The sequence below is a fragment of the Mesorhizobium sp. HAY1-8B genome, from assembly GCF_056868045.1.
On the sequence record NZ_CP200321.1, the window covers coordinates 4679408 to 4698041 of the forward strand.

An 18634-nucleotide genomic window follows, 5' to 3' on the forward strand; every position below is an offset into this window, starting at 1 on the left:
GCTATCGACAGAATGGCACCTCTGTGTAAGTCTTACAACCAGACAAGCTGCAATGAGGATACATTCATGCGCGCTAATAATATGGTCGCGGCGATCATACTTATTCTTTCTGCCTGGTTGGCGTTATTGCCGGCCCGCGCGGACGACAGCCTGAAGCGCGTCATCGACCAGAAGACGCTGACGGTCGGCGTGGCGCTCAACCCGCCATGGATCCTCAAGCAGGCTGATGGCAAATTCGCTGGCTACGATGTCGACCTGACCAGCGCCCTGGCGTCCGATCTCGGCGTCGACCTGAAGCTGGTCGAAGTGCCGTGGAACGACCTGAAGGCGCGTCTGCTCAAGGGCGATTTCGATCTGATCGCCGCAGGTTATGCCAGCACGCCGGAGCGCGCCCGCGAGGTTGTGTTCTCCAACCCGACCGGCACCGCCGACGTCCGCATGGTGGCCTCGATCGCCAGCCTCGGCAAAAGGCCGGGAAAGGCGCTGGCGGCGCCGGGATATAAGATCGCCGTGCTGTCCAATTCCACGGACGAGGCAGCTGCCAAGGAAGCTTTTCCGAAGGCGAACATCCTATCCTTCGACAACACTGCCGATGTCTTTGCCGCGATCATCGGCGGCGACGCGCAGGCGATGGTCGCCACCTCGCCGACACCGCAGATGGCGGCGAGGCTCTACGACGCGAAATTCAGGCTGGTCGGCGGCCCGCTGCTGCGCACGCCGGAAGCCTTTGCCCTGCGGCCGGACGATGTGCGCCTGACCCAGTACGTCAACAACTGGATCGGCGCGCGCACCGCCGACGGCACCATCGCCGGCGTGCGCCGCTACTGGTTCGGCGGTTTCAAATGGATGTCGCGCTTCGATACCGGCACCAAGCCGGAACAGGCCAAGCCGAAGCAGTAGGCTTAGGCCACTTTCTCAAGCAGCGGCTTCAGCGCCGGGTGGATTTCCGGCGAGGCGCGCTTGATCAGCGCGAGCAGCGTGCGTTCATTATCGCGCAGCGGACGCCGGCCTCCGCCGACGCGCTCGTTCTCGTAGAGGGGACGGTTAGCCCCGATGTGCTCGGCCAACCATTTGGCTTCGCTGACATCGATCGCTTCGGCGCGGCGGGCCAAAGCCTCGGCTGCCCTGTTCTTGGCTGTAATCGGTCACCGCCTCGACGAAGAACGGTGCCCAGTCCGCGCATTTGTCCCGCGCCGTCCGGTCGAGCGCGAACAAAGCCTCGCGTCACCACGCCATCGGCGAACACATCGCGGCGCAGCATCACCACGTCCTCCGAGGCGATGCGGTTCTTCGAGGTCAGCCCCGCCACCGGCGCGCTTATGATCAATTCGCCCATTGTCGTCCCGTCCGCCCCAAAGCGTCATATCGACCTTCTCTGTCAGGAGTGTCTTGGAAAACCGGCAAACGGCGTGGTTAGCGAAGACTTGTCGGCCAATGCATGTCGCCCAAAGGTGTGCAGCGGCTTCGGGAGAACGACATGCATCAAAACAAAGATCTAAGGCGCGTCGCGCTTTAGATGTCGCAGGGAGGTGACAAGGTGTCGCCGGCGGGCTATGGATGGCGCGTCGAGGACTCGAGGTTTGAGTCCTACCTGTTTGCGGGAGAGAGCAGCAAGAGCTGCCGCCGAAGGGGAAATCGCCCGAAATCTCTCAGGCAAAAGAACCGTAGACGGGAAAGACACTCTGGAAAGTCGGGGCTTGCCCCCGCGCCGAAGGTGTAAGCGCCGCTGACAGAGTTCCGGCTGCGCGAGTCTCTCAGGCTTCAGACAGAGGGGCACGGACTGGTCGCCATTCGCGGCCGATTGCGTGCGACTCTGGAGACGACATGACGGGCGACGACTCAAGACACCTTCCCCTCGAAGATATACACACAGCCGCCGGTGCGCGCTTCGGCGCCTTCGCCGGCTGGTCGATGCCGCTGACCTACCCGGCCGGCGTCATGAAGGAACATCTGCATACCCGCGAGCATGCGGGCCTCTTCGACATCTCGCACATGAAGCTGTTCGAGGTCAGCGGACCGCAAGCGGTTGCGCTGCTCAACCGAGCCTGCCCGCTGGATGCCGGCGCGCTCGAAATCTCGCAATCCAAACTGACCTTCTTCCTCAATGAGGCGGGCGGCATCCTCGACGACCTGATCGTCACCCGCCTCGGCGCCGACCGCTTCATGGTCGTCGCCAATGCCGGCAACGCCGTCGCCGACGAAAAGCATCTGCGCGAGCTGGCCGCGAATTTTGACGTGAAGGTCGACCCGCTCGACCGCGTCTTCCTGGCCATACAGGGACCCGAAGCCTGGGCCGCGCTGTCCCGCGCCGGCATCGAGACTGGTTCGCTGCTGTTCATGCACGGTGTCGAGCCGCGAAAGAACTGGTTCATGAGCCGGTCCGGCTATACCGGCGAGGACGGTTTCGAGATCGGCCTGCCCGAGGCCGATGCGCGCGTCCTTGTAGCGAAGCTGCTCGAGGATGAACGCGTGCTGTGGATCGGCCTTGCCGCGCGCGACAGCCTGCGGCTGGAAGCGGGGCTTTGCCTGCATGGCCAGGACATCACGCCGGAGACCGACCCGGCCGCCGCCGCGCTTATGTGGGCGATCCCCAAGGACATCCGCGCGTCCGGCACCTTCATCGGTGCGGACGCCCTACGCGCCTCCGTGGAACGTGGCCCGGCGCAAAAGCGTGTCGGCCTGAAGCCGGAAGGCCGCCAGCCGGTGCGCGCCGGTGCTGCCCTGTTCGACGCCGACGGCAATCCCGCCGGCCACGTCACATCGGGCGGCTTTGGCCCCTCGGCTGGCCACCCGGTCGCCATGGGCTATGTCGCCGCATCGCTGGCAAAGCCCGGCACGCGGGTCTTCGCCGACGTGCGCGGCACGAAAATCCCTGTCGATATCAGCTCTTTGCCCTTCACCTCTCATCGCTACCGCAAAGGATAGACCGCATGACAAAGACCTATTTCACATCCGATCACGAATGGCTCCGCGTCGAAGGCGGCATCGCCACGGTCGGCATCACCGACTACGCACAGGAACAGCTCGGCGACCTCGTCTTCGTCGAACTGCCGGAAACGGGAAAGAAGCTGACCAAGGGCGATACCGCCGTCGTGGTCGAATCCGTCAAGGCGGCCTCTGACGTTTACGCGCCGGTCGACGGCGAGATCACCGAGGCCAACGGCACGCTGTCTTCCGACCCCTCGCTGGTCAACTCGGCGGCAACCGGCGCCGGCTGGCTGTGGAAGATGAAACTTGCCGACGAAAGCCAGCTCGCCGGCCTCATGGATGAGGCCGCCTACAAAGCCCATATCGGCTGATAACAGGACTTAAAACGATGAGCGCAGCACTTACCCCCTTCTCGGCCCGCCATATCGGTCCCGATGTCAGCGACGTCAGAGCCATGCTTGCGGTTATCGGCGTCCCCTCGGTCGAGACACTGATCAGCCAGGCCGTGCCGCAATCGATTCGCCTCGACCTGCCGCTGGCCTTGCCGGCGCCGGCGAGCGAAGCCGAAGCACTGGCCGAATTGTCGGCGACAATGGCAGGGAATACCGTGCTGAAGAGCTTCATCGGCGCCGGCTATCACGGCGTCCACGTGCCGCCGGTCATCCAGCGCAATTTGTTCGAGAATCCGGCCTGGTATACGGCCTATACCCCCTATCAGGCCGAGATCAGCCAGGGCCGTCTGGAAATGCTGTTCAACTTCCAGACGCTGGTCACCGAACTGACCGGCCTGCCGGTGGCGTCGGCCTCGCTGCTCGATGAGGCAACCGCCGTCGCCGAGGCGGTCGGCATAGCGTTGCGCCACCACCGCGACAAACGCACCAAGGTGGCACTTGCCGGCACGCCGCATCCGCAGACGCTGGATGTGGTACGCACCCGCGCCGAACCGCTCGGCATCGAGATCGACGGCGAGACGATCGACGACAACACGGCCGCCTTGCTCGTCTCCTGGCCCGACACCTTTGGCGTCTATGGCGACCACAAGGCCGCGATCGACAAGGCCCGCGCCACCGGTGCCATTGTCGTCTTCATCGCCGATCCGCTCGGCCTGACGCTGACCGATGCGCCGGCAAAACTCGGCGCCGACATTGCGGTCGGGCCGATGCAGCGCTTTGGCGTGCCGATGGGCTTTGGCGGCCCGCACGCCGCCTATTGCGCCGTCTCCGACAGGCTGACGCGGCTGATGCCCGGCCGCCTTGTCGGCCAGTCGACCGACAGCAAGGGCCGGCCCGGCTACCGCCTCGCCCTGCAGACGCGCGAGCAGCATATCCGTCGCGACAAGGCGACCTCCAACATCTGCACCGCGCAGGCGCTCCTCGCCAACATGGCGACGGCCTATGCCATCTGGCACGGTCCCGTCGGCCTGCAGGCGATTGCCGGACGCATCCACGCGCTGGCCAACCGTCTGGCAGGCGGTCTCAAGTCGGCAGGCGTGCCCGTGCTCGGCGCCAGCCGTTTCGACACGGTGACGGTGGAGGTAAAGGGCAAGGCCGCAGAGATCGCCGAAGCCGCCGAAAAAGCCGGCCGGCTACTGCGGGTCATCGACGCCGACCATGTCGGCATCAGCTTCGACGAGACCTCGACCGATGCCGATCTCGAGGCGATCGCGGCCATTTTCGGTGCCAAGCCCGGGCCTTCGGCCGGCAGCACTGTGCCCGGTAAGCCGCGTGGAAAAGAGTTTCTCACCCAGCCGGTCTTTCACGAGAACAAGTCGGAAACCGACATGATGCGCTTGCTGCGTCGGCTGGCCGACAAGGACCTGGCGCTCGACCGCTCCATGATCCCGCTGGGATCCTGCACCATGAAGCTCAACGCGGCGGCCGAAATGATGCCGGTGAGCTGGCCAAGCATCGCTAACCTGCATCCCTTCGCGCCGGCCAGCCATTCGGCCGGCTATCGCGCCATGATCGGCGAGCTGGAAGGCTGGCTGTCCGAGATCACCGGCTTCGATGCGGTCAGCCTGCAGCCCAATGCCGGCAGTCAGGGCGAATATGCCGGCCTGCTCGCCATCCGCGCCTATCATCGCTCGCGCGGTGAAGGCCATCGCACCATCTGCCTGATCCCCTCTTCCGCGCATGGCACCAACCCGGCAAGTGCGGCGATGGCCGGCATGAGCGTCGTTGTCGTGCGTTGCCTGGAGGACGGCAATATCGACATGGACGATATGCGGGCCAAGGCTAACGAGCATTCCAGGAATCTCGCGGCGCTGATGTTCACCTACCCCTCGACGCACGGCGTCTACGAAGAAGGCGCCCGCCACCTCAGCGCCCTCATTCACGAGCACGGCGGCCAGGTCTATTTCGACGGCGCCAACCTCAACGCGCTGGTCGCCCTTGCCCGCCCGGCCGATATCGGCGCCGATGTCTGCCATATGAACCTGCACAAGACCTTCTGCATCCCGCATGGCGGCGGTGGCCCCGGCATCGGGCCGATCGGCGTCAAGGCGCATCTGAAGCCCTATCTGCCGGGCCATGTCACCGAAGGCTCGGCGCATGCCGTGTCGGCGGCACCCTTCGGCAGCGCTTCCATCCTGCCGATCACCTGGATGTATATCCGCATGATGGGCGCCGCCGGCCTGAAGCAGGCAACGGAGACCGCCATCATCTCGGCCAACTACGTGGCGACACGACTCGCGCCGCACTTCCCCCTGCTCTACAAGGGCCGGCACGATCGTATCGCGCATGAATGCATCCTCGACACGCGTGTGCTCAAGGAGAGCGCCGGCATCAGCGTCGATGACATCGCCAAACGCCTGATCGACTACGGCTTCCACGCACCGACCATGTCGTTTCCGGTTGCCGGCACGCTGATGGTCGAACCGACGGAGTCCGAGCCCAAGCGCGAGCTCGACCGCTTCTGCGAGGCGATGATCGCCATCGCCGGCGAGGCAGCCAAGGTGGCGAAAGGCGAATGGCCGCTGACCGACAACCCGCTGGTCAACGCCCCGCACACCGCGGCAGAGGCACTGGCCGGCCAGTGGAACCATCCTTATTCGCGGATGGAAGCGGCCTACCCCGCCGGCGACGCCGACACAGCGGCAAAGTACTGGCCGCCAGTATCGCGCATCGACAATGTCGCCGGCGACCGCAACCTGGTCTGCTCCTGCCCGCCGCTGTCGGATTACCTGGGAGCAGCCGAATAGCAGTCTCTCGGCCTAAGCTGAGCGCAAGGCCGGCTCGATCGGTTCGGCCTTGTCCATCCTCTTGCGGCTGATGACGCAATTTCGGCCGGCGCGCTTGGCCGCGTAGAGCGCGGCGTCCGCCTCGGCCAGCACTTCGTCGAGGCTGCTGCCGTCGGCGCCGCCAAAGCCGATGCCACCGCTGACCGTGCTGCGCAACGGACCGAGCGGGGTGGCGACGATTTCGGTGCCGAAGGCCACGCCAATCTTGCTGGCGAGATCATAGGCCCGCTCTTCCGTCATCCGCGACATGACGACGGCAAACTCCTCGCCGCCCAGGCGAAAGGCGTCGACGCCGTTCCTGGCATATCTCCGAATGACGGCAGCGAAGCGGCACAGGACCTGATCCCCTATGGGGTGACCGTATATGTCGTTCGTCCTCTTGAAGTGATCGAGGTCGAACATGACGATCGCTACGAAGGGACCGAAGGACCGCTCGCCGTGGAGCGACGTCAATCCACGACGGTTCATCAGCCCAGTCAATGGATCGGTCATCGTCTCGGCCTTCAGCTCGATCTGTGCCTGCAGATGGTGCAGCGAGAGCGTCAAGGCGCCGAGGCCGGTCATGCAGGCCACCGCCACGACGGAATTCAGACGTTCGGCCCAATTGTCCGGCGCAACCCCGAGCGTCCATTGCGCCTTGGCCAGCAGAACCATGCCGCAAAGGGCAAACGACACCGCACAGGTGCCGCTCAGGAACGAGACCACCAGCAGGATGCGGCGATCATGACTGCCATTGACCCAGAACATCGCCCCGATCGTCGACAGCAGCACGGTCACCGTCGCGTAAGTGACGATGAAGCCGACACCGTCAAGGCCGAGGAAGGTCAAGGCCGCGCAGATTGCCATGGCGCCAAGTGTCGGCACGACCGCACGCCTGTGGTTCGCCACGCCAAGATACTGCATGGCCGAAATGCAGAGGATCAGGAAGCCCAGGCTGAGCAGCGCCAGCGCGATCTGGCAAAGCAGCGGATCCGGCTCCTTGGTGTATCGCCAGAACAGGATCACATGCGCGACGAGCACGAGAATGCCGCACGCCACCGTCGGCACGAAACGAGCCCGCGGCGCGGTGAACCAGATTGCAAACATGGTGACGGCCAGACAGGTGCCCGACAGCGCGGCCGCGAGCAGGAGCGAACTGAAATCCAGCATATCGGGCGGGGGCCTCTTCGAGCGTCGGCGGTTACGCCGCATTCTAGGTCAGCGGCAGCCCTCGATCATGGTTTTCAGCCGATCTTTCGACCGAAGCTACGGTTAGGGTTTACAAAGCGTCGATACCACCTGTCCCGAAACCGTACCCTTGGCCGGCGCGAGGACGGCCATCAGCCCTTGTTGAGCAGAGCGAGATTGGCGTTGACGACCGTGGGGTCGGCCATGCCGGCCTTTGCCTCCAGCAGCAGCGCCCTGGCCTTCTTCTTGTTGCCGCGCAGCAGTTGCGAATAGCCCATATTGTTGACGATCTGCGGCTTGCGGCCGGCGACCTTCAGGAGCTGTCCGTAGGCGCGGTCGGCAAAGTCGAAGCGACCGAGTTCGTCATAGGAGGCGGCGAGCCCCATCCAGGCCTCCGCGTTGTCGGCCTTCAGCTCGACGGCCTTGCTGAAATGCTGTTCGGCGAGGCCGTAATTCGCATCGCGAAACTGCGCCTTGCCTTGCGCCAGATCGGACGTATCGACATCCCTGGCAGCCGGCTGGATCGCGGTGGTCTTGGTCGTGTCGACGTTGTTGTTCGTCGTGCACCCGGTGATCATCAAGGCGGCCGCCATCGTGGCCACCGCCGCAAATTTCGTCTGACGCATGCCCTGCCCCGTCGCCCGATTTGTCGGGTCGTTCTTCAGGGAAAGACACTACAGCACAGCGATTAAGCTTCGGTGCCGAAATGCCCCTAAGATTTGGTTTCCGCAATACCGGCCATTAACCACGGGGCCGCAACGCCTCGAACGGGTGCGAACCGCGTTGTTATGGCGGGTCCATTGCCTTGAGCGCCGCCGGAACCGGATAGCGGCTGCCGTCATAGCGCAGCCGGTGCGTCCGGCTCACCGACTTGCCGGGATGCGACTGGCACTCGCCATCCTTGTCGGGGAACGGCTCGTCGGTATCCTGCCGCTCGACCGCGATGATGTCGTGGTAGCCGCGATGGATCTTCGGGCTCATCGCCAGGCTGACCTGGCTCGAATGAAAGGATCCCGCGCAATTGGTGTCGCCTTCGCCGCCATTGCCGGCCACGACGAGCCCGTCGAGCACCAAGCGCAGCGCATTGTTGGCGATGGCATAGAGCCGCAGGTCGGTTTCGCCAAAGGGATTGGGCTGCGAATGGTTGGCCATGTCGATGCGCAGGCCGAAGGCGGTGACACCGGGCGCCAGCCCATAGCGGCCGGTGTCGAATTCGATGCCGCGGATGGCGATGGCATCGTCGTTCATCAGCCTGGGCTGGAGCAGGCGCTGGCGTACCTGCAGGGTCCTCCTGTCGACGACCAGAAGCTCGATATCGCCAACATGCTGGCCGTCGGAGGATTGGACGCTGTCGATCAGCGGCACCGCGACCAGAAGCAGATCGTCATGGGCAGGCCAGACCTTGCAGACCAGGCCCGGCATACCATCCTGCGGGTCCGCGAGGGGGATGCTGGTATGCGGCTCGAGCGTGAACGAACGGCCGTCGGCGCTTTTCTGGACCTTGGGATAAGCCTGCCGCAACAGCGCGGCGGCATCGCCGCAATCGTCGGCCGCGGCCTGCGCCGGCCACAGGCTGGCGGCGGCGAGAGCGAGGGAGACGGCACACAACAATATTCGCATGGGATTCTCACGTCGCAGGGCCGCGTTCGGACCGGATGATGGTTGTCGGCCCCGGATCCAGAGCATCAATATTGGCTAGTGGCTACCCGTCATTTTGACGATGATGGGGATGACCGCGATCATCAGCACCACCGGCAGGATGCACACCGTCACCGGTATCGACATCTTGGCCGGCAGAGCGTGCGCTTTTTCCTCGGCCAGCGACATGCGCTTGTGGCGCATTTCGTCGGAGAAGACGCGCAGTGCGCCCGACAGGCTGGTGCCGAGCTCCTTCGACTGCTGCAGCAGCGTGGCGAAGGAACGGACCTCGTCGAGGCTGAGGCGGTCGGCGAGTGCCTTCAGCGCATCGTCGAGGCTGCGCCCGGCCCTCAGTTCCAGCGACACCAGCTGCAGGTTCTGGCTGAGCGCGGGATAGGTCTTGGCCAGTTCCTTCGAGACGCGCTCGATGCCGGCCTCCATGCTCATGCCGGCATCCGAGCAGACGATCATCAGGTCCATGAAGTCGGGAAAGCCGTTGCGGTATTCGCGCATCTTCTCCCGCACCTTCTGGGTCAGCACCAGGCCAGGCAGGAAATAGCCGGCCACGCCCGACAGGATGACGAACGCCCAACGGCTGGCCATCGTCGCGTCGGCATTGGCCAGCCATTGGTTCAGGACAAACGCGCCGATCGCGGCGCCGACCAGCACCGAGAAGCGTATGATGAAGAACGTGCCGACGGCGCGCGGCTCCATATAGCCGGCCTGGATCAGCTTCATACGCAACCGGGCGACATTTTCGGGATCGCTCTTGGCGTAGAATTCCTGCGCCCGCCTCACCGCCTTCTCGCGCACGACGTCGGCATTCTTCTTCTGCAGCGGCTCGGGTTTCGCGGCCGCGGGACCATGGTCGACCTTGAGCCGGCGCTTCACTTCGTTGCGATCGCCCTTCGCCGCCACCATCGGCCAGGCGACCGCGCCTGTGCCCAGGGCCAGCAACAGGACGGCCACCGGCATCAACGAAGTCGGAGCAAGCGAGGCGAGGAACTCGATGAAGCCCTGCATGTCAGAACCTGAAATTCGACATCTTGAACATCATCAGATTGCCCAGCATCAGCCAGGTCACCGAGCCGCCGATCAGGTACCAGGTTTTCGGCTCGTCCCAGACATCGCGGTAGAAGCCCGGCATCAGCGCCATGATGGCGGCAAACAAAAGCGCCGGTATCGCCGTCAGGATATAGGCCGACATGCGGCCCTCGGTCGAGATGGCGCGCACCTTGCGACGCAGCTTGCCGCGTTCGCGGATCGTCAGCGCCAGGCCGTCGAGAATCTCGCGCAGATTGCCGCCCGAACTGGACTGGATCGAGACGGCGGTGATGAACAGCGGCAGATCCTCATGGCCGACCCTGTCGAACAGCGAATTCAACGCCGAGACCAGATCGGAACCATAGGTCACCTCATCGGCGATGACGCCGAATTCGGTACCGATCGGATCGGGCATTTCGCGCGACACCATGGCGATGGCCACCGGCACGGGATGACCGGCCTTGAGGCCGCGCGTGATCAACTCCAGCGCCTCGGGCAGCTGCATGCCGAAGCGCTTGAGCCGGCGCTTGCGCTTGAAGCGCATCACCACCACCGGCAACAGCGGCAGCAGCACGACGAACAGGACAAGCCCCATCAAAAGCGGCAAGCCATACCAGATCGCGACCAGGGCCATGGCCAGCGCCACACCCGAGGTGATCATCAGGAATCTCGACAGCGGCATGATCATGCCCGACTGCGTGCGCAGGGCACGGAACCGGTCCGGCGAGAACAGCGAGGTGCCCGCATCAAGGCCGCGTTCCTTGCGCAGCTGGATCAGCACCTGCTCCTGGCTGATCTTGTTTTCCTGCAGCTTCATGCGCCGGTTGATGGCGGTGCGCTTGTCGCTGCGGCCGGCATAGAGGAGATAACAGGCCTCGGCGATCATGATGCCGGTGAGTGCTGCCCCGGCATAGACGACATAGATCGCGCTCAGCCCGTCGAACACCTGGTTACTCCTGCGGCCGGCCGGGTTCGAAATAGCGTCCGGGAAATTCGATGCCCATGGCGCGCAGATCCTCGAGGAAGCGCGGCCGGATGCCGGTCGCCTCGAAATAGCCGAGAATCCCGCCATCGGCATCCATGCCGGTGCGCACGAAGCGGAAAATCTCCTGCATCTGGATGACGTCGCCTTCCATGCCGGTCACCTCGGCGACGCTTGTCACCTTGCGCTTGCCGTCGGAAAGCCGGGTCAGCTGGACGATGATATCGATGGCGCTGGCGATCTGGCTGCGGATCGACTGCACCGTCATCGGCATGCCGGTCATGCCAAGCATCTGTTCGAGGCGCGAAATGGCATCGCGCGGCGTGTTGGCGTGGATGGTCGCCATCGACCCCTCATGGCCGGTGTTCATCGCCTGCAGCATGTCGAAGGCTTCCTCGCCGCGGCACTCGCCGAGGATGACCCGGTCTGGGCGCATGCGCAGCGCGTTCTTGACGAGATCGCGCTGCTTCAGTTCGCCATGGCCCTCGATATTGGCGGGGCGCGTCTCCATGCGCGCGACATGCGGCTGCTGCAGCTGAAGTTCGGCCGCGTCCTCGATGGTGATCAACCGCTCGTCCTCGGGGATGAAGGCCGACAGCGCGTTCAGCATCGTCGTCTTGCCGGTACCGGTGCCGCCGGAAATGATCGTCGTCTTGCGGGCGTGAACCGCCGCCGCCAGCACCTCAGCCATGTTCTGCGTGATGGCGCCGAATTCGACCAGCTTGTGAAGGCCGAGCTTGTTCTTGGAGAATTTGCGGATCGACACCAGCGGCCCGTCGACTCCAACCGGGCGGATGGCCGCGTTGAAGCGCGAGCCGTCGAGCATGCGCGCGTCGACCATCGGCTGCGATTCATCGACACGGCGGCCGACCGCAGCGACGATCTTGTTAATGATTCTAAGCAGATGCGCCTCATCCTTGAACGGGATATGGACCTGCTGCAGCTTGCCCTTCTTTTCGATGAAGCAGTTCTGGTGGCCGTTGATCAGGATGTCGTTGATGTCCGGATCCTTGAGCAGAGGCTCGAGCGGACCGAGGCCGACCATCTCGTCGACGATATCGTCGACCAGCGCCTCGAGTTCGACGGTGTTGATCGCCATCCGCTCCTGGCGGGTTTTTTCAGAAACGAAATCATGCACCTGCCGGCGCATCTCCTCCTTGGGCAAACGCTCCAGCGCCACGAGGTTGATCTCCTCGAGCAGCATGCGGTGAATGCGAACGCGCGCATCGAGCACCTTGTTGGCGTTCTTTGCCGGTGCGACGTCCGGCTTTGCCGGCAAGGCCTTTCGGCTGGTCGGGATGACGACCGCATGATGCGCGACCGGGGCTGCTTCTGCCGGACGCTGCGGACGCGCGTCACGGTTCTGCAGGGTTGAAAAACGGCTGCTCATCTTGCCTTCCTCTTCAAGAAGCCCTTGCCGAGACCAAACAGCGACTTCGACTTGGCTCCAGTCGCGGCTGCCTCCTCCGGAAGAATGATCCTCTTCAGGTCGTTGACGACATTGGCATTGGGGTCGATTTCGTGCAGCGGCACGCCGCGGTCGACCGCCTCGCGCACCAGCCGGTAGTTGTTGGCGATGCCGCCGACGAAATGCTCGCCAAGGATCTCCTGGACATCGGCCTGCTTGATGCCGTTGTCGAACATCTTCTGCTCGAAACGGTTGACGATGACGTTCGGCTTCACTTCCTTGCCGGCGGTCTCATAGACGGCCTGGATCAGCCTTTGCGTGTGGCGCAGGCACGGCACCGTCATCTCGGCGACGATATAGAGCTTGTTGGAGCCGAGCAGCACGGTCTCCGTCCAGGGAAACCAGGTGCGTGGCATGTCGATGACGACATTGTCGAAATAGGCCGAGACGAGGTCCAGCATGCGTACCACGACATCGGTCTTGAACGAGCGCATCTCCGCCGGGTGGGTCGGCGCGGCCAGCACGCACAGCCCGCTGGCGTGCTTGGACAGCATCACGTCGAGCAATTGCCGGTCGAGGCGTTCGGGCTGATTCTCGATCTCGGTAATGTCGAAACGTGGCTCGAGGTCGAGATATTCGGCACAGGCGCCCTGCTGGAAATTGAGATCGACCACGCAGGTCGAGGCGCCACGCGTCACCGAATGATGCAGCTGGAAGGCGGTCTGCAGCGCCAGCGTCGTTGTACCGACGCCGCCGGCGGCAGGCATGAAGGTGTAGATCTGCGACTCGGTGTTTTCCTCCCGCCCCGGCCCCTGCAACGCCCGCACGACCGAGCGCACCAGGTCGGCCGTCGTGATTGGCTTGACCAGGAAATCGGCGACCTTGAGCTGCACCAGGATACGCACAGCGGCTGCGTTGAACTCCTGGGTGACGACGACAACCGGTGTCTTGCCCTCCTGCCGGCGCATGATGCGCTGCAGCGACTCGACCTCCTCTAGCCTCGCCGCGTCCATATCGACGATGATGGCGCCGAAATCGGCCTCCTGGATCTCGCCACGCAACTCGGTGACACTCTTCTCCACCGCCGAGAGCTGGATGATTTCCGATGCGGCGAATGCGGTCCGCGTGTCCTGCACGAAGGTCCTGTCCGTCGATACCAGCAGGATTTTCCGGGTCTTGATGCCGTTTGCCATTTTATCAGCCTGTGGGCTCGATCGCCCTTTGGGGTCAGTTGCCCGTGGTCGTCTGCGATGCCTTCGAAGCGGTGGCCTGATCGGGTGTGACGGGTCCGGCATCGCCACGCTTGGCAGGCACGAGAAGCCTGGTGTTCTGGACACCGTACTTCCACGGATCGACCATCTGCATGACGGTATTGGCGGCCTGGGCGTTACCGGCGCCGGTCGTCAGCCCTTCACTGCGCACATAGTCGTCGCTGGTGCAGCCGGCGGCGAAGCCGGCCAAAAGCAAGGCAATGCTCGATCTCAGGATCAGACGCATGGCACTTCAGTCCTTCGGCAGGTCGAGGAAATGCCCGACCGTGGTGGCGGGGGTGGCTCGTGCGGCACTGCCATCAGCCAGCGCCAGCGCGCGACCGGTGTCCGATGCCTTCACTTCCTCGGTATTGTTGAGGAAATAGTCGACGTTGCTGGCCGGCTGCGTGCCGTCGGTCGGTTCGGCCATCTTCTTCGATGGATCGACCGGCTTGACCAGATAGGGCGTGACGATGATGACCAGATCGGTTTCGCGGCGCTGATAGGACTTCGACGAGAACAGCGGTCCAAGCACGGGCATCTTGCCGAGGCCGGGAATGCGCGATGTGGTGATGTCGTTTTGCGACTGCAGCAGCCCCGCGATCATGAAGCTCTGGCCATTCTTCAGGTCGACCGAGGTCTTGGCACGGCGGACGATGAAACCGGGCACGGAGATGGTGCCGATGTTATAGGAGGCCGACGCATCAATCGAGGACACTTCCGGCGCGATGTCGAGGCTGACCAGCCCGTCCTTGAGCACTGTCGGCGTGAAATCGAGGCTGACGCCGTACTTCTTGTAGCTGACGGAAATCTTGCCGTTGTCCTCGGAAACCGGGATCGGAAATTCGCCGCCGGCGAGGAAGCTCGCCGTCTCGCCGGAACGGGCAATCAGGTTCGGCTCGGCCAGCCGGCGGGCGAGGCCGCGCTCTTCCAGCGCCTTGATGGCGACATCGATCGACACGCCGTTCGACAACAGCCGGCCGATGATCTCGCCGGTGCCGGCCGCCGGCACGGTTCCCGGATCGATGGTGACGTCGCGCCCACCGATACCGTAGGCGAAATTGGCGCTGTATTTGGCGCCGAGATCCTGGCTTGCCTGGCGATTGATCTCGACAAAACGGACGTTGAGCTGGACCTGCTGCGAGGACGAGATGTTGACGGAGTTGATCACCTCTTCATTGCCGGAAAAGCGGCTGGCGATCTTGCTTGCCTTATCCGCGGCGACAGCGTCATCCGCCTCACCCGACAGCACGACACGGCCATTGGCCGAACCGACCTTGATCTTGGCGTCCGGCACGCTGGCGCGGATGGTGCTGGCCAGTTGATCCGTGTCGAGCGTCACCTCGATGTCGACGGTGCCGACAAGCTGCTTGTTCTCGTCGAACAAAGCGATGCCGGTGGTGCCGAGATTGTTGCCCAGCACATAAAAGGATTTGTCGGTCAGCGGATTGACGTTGGCGATCTCCGGATCGCCGATGACAATCTGGTAGAAAGCAGCGCTCGTCACGATCGTCTTGGGCTTCCCCTTGGCGACCTTGATCGACGCATTCCTGGTCGCCGAGACATGGACGACGTCATTGTCCGCCCTGGCCGCGCTGGGCAAGGCAAGCATCCCGCCCGCGGCCAGGGCCACCGCCATCGCCATCGCCAGGGTGCGCGCGAAACGCAACCGGCCCGCCATTCGATATAGGGTACGCATCAACATTGCCCCGTCCCGCCCGGTCCCCACCGGCCTTTACTTCTGATCCCGCGCAGGAACCTGATATTCCTCGGCCTTCGTGCCGCGCGTCACGATGACCGTCTTGAATTTCGGCTTCTCTGGCTCCTTGGTCATCGCATCGAACAAGGAGCCGGCCGCGGCCTGAGCCTTGGCCGCCACCGATCCGCCGAAGGAAGAGATGGTGGTGACGCCATTCTTGCCGTCGCCGCCTTCGCTGGCTGAGCGCAGCGACAGCGACAGCGTGCCGACGGTGCGGGCAAGCGCCACTTTCTGCGCGCCCTCGGTCGTCACCTCGATGGTCACGGAGTTGGCCACCTGCGGCGTGGTCTGGCGCTCGTCGGCGCCCTGCCCGACGCTCAGCACCTTGGCGTCCGCAACCACGATCTCGGAAGTGATGGTCGAACCGGCCGCCCCTTGCGCATTCTTGGCGACTTCCTGGATTTCGCCGGCATCGCGCGTCAGCACGACATCGACGCGGTCGCCAGGCGTGACGAAGCCGCCAACACCGGCGATCTCGTCGGTGCGGATGGTGACCGCGCGCATTCCGGGCGTCAGCATGTTGGAGAGCGTCGCGCGACCGTTTGGCCCCGACAGCTTGGTCAGCAGCACCGGTTCGTTGACCTCGATCGGCGACAGCACGACGCGGCTGCCTTCGCCAAGCAACCCATCGATGGTGGGAAAGGCGCCCTGCGGCAGGGAATCCTGCGGCCACGGGATTTCGATCAGCTTTGCACGGTCGAGTTCCATGCCGTAGCGCAACGGTGCGTTTGCCACCACGATGGTCTTGAACTCGATCCTCGGCGGAGCTGGGGCAGCGATCGACGCCGTCTTCTCCTCGGCGTCGGCCTTGGCCTGGCTTTTGACCCAGAAATCCGCGGCAAAGATCGAAATCGCGCCGAAAACGGCGGCGATGCCGATCATCGTTATGGCCTTGCCCCTCACGCCGAAACCCCTGATGCCCGTCGTTTTCTTGTTTGTTGGGCTCACGCTAGGCCGCTTTGTTAAAGAAACAGGAATCCCGGCCAGCGGCATCGGACCTATTTCCGCCCGCTTGGTTATCGAATGGTTTTAAGGTAAGAGGGGTCAAATCCCCGAACGTAACAGGAACCTCCGTCGCTTGGCGCTGAAAAGCGTGGCAGTATCGGCGAGTGATTCGCAGCACCGGACCCTATGGCAGGCATGGACGACAATAACGATCTCTTCGGCAATATGGACAAGCAGCCGCAGCCGGTTCGCACACCGGCGCGGCCGGCGGATCCCCTTGTGCAGGCGGCGGCCAAGCGCCCCGCAGCGACCAAGGACGGCAGCGAGGGCTACAGCGCCGCCGATATCGAGGTGCTCGAGGGCTTGGAGCCGGTGCGTCGCCGGCCAGGCATGTATATTGGCGGCACCGACGACAAGGCGATGCACCATCTGTTCGCCGAGGTCATCGACAATTCGATGGACGAGGCGGTTGCCGGCCATGCCACCTTCATCGATGTCGAGCTTTCGGCCGACGGGTTTCTGACCGTTACCGACAATGGCCGCGGCATCCCGGTCGATCCACATCCGAAATTCAAGAAGCCGGCGCTCGAAGTCATCATGACGACGCTGCATTCGGGCGGCAAATTCGACTCCAAGGTCTATGAAACCTCCGGCGGTCTGCATGGTGTCGGCGTTTCCGTGGTCAACGCGCTGTCGGATCATCTCGAGGTCGAGGTCGCGCGTGGCCGCCAGCTCTACCGCCAGCGCTTTTCGCGTGGCATTCCGGTAAGCGGCCTGGAGCAGCTTGGCGAGATCCACAACCGGCGCGGAACGAAAATCCGCTTCCATCCCGACGAGCAGATCTTCGGCAAGGGCGCGGCCTTCGAACCGGCGCGGCTCTACCGCATGACGCGCTCGAAAGCCTATCTGTTTGGCGGCGTGGAAATCCGCTGGACCTGCGACCCCTCACTGATCAAGGAAAAGGACCAGACGCCGGCCAAGGCGGAGTTCCATTTCCCTGGCGGCCTGAAGGACTATCTCAAGGCATCGCTCGGCGACGACTTTCAGGTCACCCGCGAAATCTTCGCGGGAAAAAGCGAAAAGCAAGGCGGCCATGGCTCGCTCGAATGGGCGGTGACGTGGTTCGGCGGCGACGGCTTCATCAATTCCTACTGCAACACCATCCCGACCGGCGAAGGCGGCACCCACGAGGCCGGCTTCCGCAACGTGCTGACCCGGGGCCTGCGCGCCCATGCCGATCTGGTCGGCAACAAGCGCGCCTCGATCGTCACCTCCGAAGACGTCATGATCTCGGCGGCGGGCATGCTGTCGGTGTTCATCCGCGAGCCTGAATTCGTCGGCCAGACCAAGGACAGGTTGGCGACGATCGAAGCCATCCGCATTGTCGAGACCGCGATCCGTGATCCATTCGACCATTGGCTGGCCGACAATCCGCAGGAAGCCTCCAAGCTCTTGGAATGGGTGATCGCGCGCGCCGACGAGCGGGTGCGCCGGCGCCAGGAAAAGGAAGTGTCGCGCAAGAGCGCGGTGCGCAAGCTGCGCCTGCCCGGCAAGCTCGCCGACTGCACGCAGAACGCTGCGGCCGGTGCCGAACTGTTCATCGTGGAAGGTGACTCGGCCGGCGGCTCGGCCAAACAGGCGCGCGACCGTGCCAGCCAGGCAGTACTGCCATTGCGCGGAAAAATCCTCAACGTCGCCAGCGCCGGCAACGACAAGCTCGCCGCCAATCAGCAGATATCGGACCTGATCCAGGCGCTCGGCTGCGGCACACGCTCAAAGTACCGCGACGAGGATTTGCGCTACGACCGCGTCATCATCATGACCGACGCCGACGTCGACGGCGCCCACATCGCCTCGCTGCTGATCACCTTCTTCTACCAGGAAATGCCGGCGCTGGTGCGTGGCGGCCATCTGTATCTGGCGGTGCCGCCGCTCTACTCGATCAGGCAAGGCGGCAAGGTTGCCTATGCCCGCGACGACGCGCACAAGGACGAGCTCCTGCGCACCGAATTCACCGGGCGCGGCAAGGTCGAGCTTGGTCGCTTCAAGGGCCTGGGCGAAATGATGGCCTCGCAGCTCAAGGAGACCACCATGGACCCGAGGAAGCGCACGCTGCTCAGGGTCGACGTGATCGACGCCGAAGCCGCGACCAAGGAAGCGGTCGACGCGCTGATGGGCACCAAGCCGGAAGCCCGCTTCCGCTTCATTCAGGAACGCGCCGAATTCGCGGAGACGGAAGTGCTGGATATCTAAGCGCCACCCGGTCCATAACACC

At 63.8% G+C, this 18634-nt stretch carries 16 protein-coding genes and 1 riboswitch; of the genes, 5 read left to right on the top strand and 11 right to left on the bottom strand.

Going from position 1 to position 18634, the window contains the following annotated elements; all coding sequences use genetic code 11:
• Positions 1 to 66: 66 nt before the first annotated feature.
• Entirely contained in the window at positions 67 to 900 is an 834-nt protein-coding gene (locus tag AC1VON_RS22370) for a transporter substrate-binding domain-containing protein (RefSeq protein WP_483124865.1), read from the top strand.
• A gap of 2 nt (positions 901 to 902) precedes the next feature.
• On the opposite strand, the gene AC1VON_RS22375 is transcribed toward AC1VON_RS22370, so the two are convergent.
• Positions 903 to 1112, bottom strand: a complete 210-nt coding sequence (locus AC1VON_RS22375) for a hypothetical protein (protein WP_246740684.1) — start codon at positions 1110 to 1112, stop codon at positions 903 to 905.
• A gap of 476 nt (positions 1113 to 1588) precedes the next feature.
• Positions 1589 to 1675: riboswitch (glycine riboswitch) on the top strand.
• Positions 1676 to 1824: 149 nt separating this feature from the next.
• On the opposite strand from AC1VON_RS22375, the gene gcvT reads away from it, so the two are divergent.
• Genes gcvT through gcvP form a run of 3 tightly spaced genes read left to right on the top strand, consistent with a single transcriptional unit; the run spans position 1825 to position 6127 of the window.
• Positions 1825 to 2925: a glycine cleavage system aminomethyltransferase GcvT gene (gene gcvT, locus AC1VON_RS22380; RefSeq protein WP_172350290.1), complete on the top strand. Its 1101-nt coding sequence runs from the start codon at positions 1825 to 1827 to the stop codon at positions 2923 to 2925.
• Positions 2926 to 2930: 5 nt separating this feature from the next.
• Complete coding sequence (gene gcvH, locus AC1VON_RS22385; RefSeq protein WP_172350289.1) at positions 2931 to 3299, top strand: glycine cleavage system protein GcvH; 369 nt, start codon at positions 2931 to 2933, stop codon at positions 3297 to 3299.
• 17 nt (positions 3300 to 3316) lie between these two features.
• Positions 3317 to 6127 carry an aminomethyl-transferring glycine dehydrogenase gene (gcvP, locus tag AC1VON_RS22390; protein WP_172350288.1) on the top strand — a complete coding sequence of 937 codons (2811 nt, stop codon included), beginning with the start codon at positions 3317 to 3319 and terminating at the stop codon, positions 6125 to 6127.
• Positions 6128 to 6139: 12 nt separating this feature from the next.
• Here gcvP and AC1VON_RS22395 read toward each other — a convergent pair whose 3' ends face one another.
• From AC1VON_RS22395 to cpaB, 10 genes are all read right to left on the bottom strand, one after another.
• Positions 6140 to 7315 carry a GGDEF domain-containing protein gene (locus tag AC1VON_RS22395; RefSeq protein ID WP_172350287.1) on the bottom strand — a complete coding sequence of 392 codons (1176 nt, stop codon included), beginning with the start codon at positions 7313 to 7315 and terminating at the stop codon, positions 6140 to 6142.
• A gap of 170 nt (positions 7316 to 7485) precedes the next feature.
• Positions 7486 to 7959, bottom strand: coding sequence for a hypothetical protein (locus tag AC1VON_RS22400; RefSeq protein ID WP_172350286.1), 474 nt, complete (start codon positions 7957 to 7959; stop codon positions 7486 to 7488).
• 160 nt (positions 7960 to 8119) lie between these two features.
• Positions 8120 to 8953, bottom strand: a complete 834-nt coding sequence (locus AC1VON_RS22405) for a PA3715 family protein (protein WP_172350285.1) — start codon at positions 8951 to 8953, stop codon at positions 8120 to 8122.
• Between the two features lie 75 nt (positions 8954 to 9028).
• Positions 9029 to 9994, bottom strand: coding sequence for a type II secretion system F family protein (locus AC1VON_RS22410; RefSeq protein ID WP_483124866.1), 966 nt, complete (start codon positions 9992 to 9994; stop codon positions 9029 to 9031).
• Between the two features lies 1 nt (position 9995).
• A complete protein-coding gene (locus AC1VON_RS22415) occupies positions 9996 to 10961 on the bottom strand; it encodes a type II secretion system F family protein (RefSeq protein WP_172350283.1) in 966 nt (321 codons plus the stop codon).
• Between the two features lie 4 nt (positions 10962 to 10965).
• Positions 10966 to 12387, bottom strand: a complete 1422-nt coding sequence (locus AC1VON_RS22420; protein WP_172350282.1) for a TadA family conjugal transfer-associated ATPase — start codon at positions 12385 to 12387, stop codon at positions 10966 to 10968.
• Positions 12384 to 13598, bottom strand: coding sequence for a CpaE/TadZ family protein (locus AC1VON_RS22425; RefSeq protein WP_483124867.1), 1215 nt, complete (start codon positions 13596 to 13598; stop codon positions 12384 to 12386). Before AC1VON_RS22425 ends, AC1VON_RS22420 begins: the two co-directional genes overlap by 4 nt.
• Before the next feature lie 34 nt (positions 13599 to 13632).
• A complete protein-coding gene (locus AC1VON_RS22430; protein ID WP_172350280.1) occupies positions 13633 to 13902 on the bottom strand; it encodes a hypothetical protein in 270 nt (89 codons plus the stop codon).
• A 6-nt stretch (positions 13903 to 13908) separates the two neighbouring features.
• Positions 13909 to 15360: a type II and III secretion system protein family protein gene (locus AC1VON_RS22435; RefSeq protein ID WP_172350279.1), complete on the bottom strand. Its 1452-nt coding sequence runs from the start codon at positions 15358 to 15360 to the stop codon at positions 13909 to 13911.
• A 30-nt stretch (positions 15361 to 15390) separates the two neighbouring features.
• A complete protein-coding gene (cpaB, locus tag AC1VON_RS22440; RefSeq protein ID WP_483124868.1) occupies positions 15391 to 16362 on the bottom strand; it encodes a Flp pilus assembly protein CpaB in 972 nt (323 codons plus the stop codon).
• A gap of 192 nt (positions 16363 to 16554) precedes the next feature.
• Here cpaB and parE point away from each other — a divergent pair, with 192 nt between their 5' ends.
• A complete protein-coding gene (parE, locus tag AC1VON_RS22445; RefSeq protein WP_172350278.1) occupies positions 16555 to 18612 on the top strand; it encodes a DNA topoisomerase IV subunit B in 2058 nt (685 codons plus the stop codon).
• The last annotated feature ends 22 nt before the right edge of the window (positions 18613 to 18634 follow it).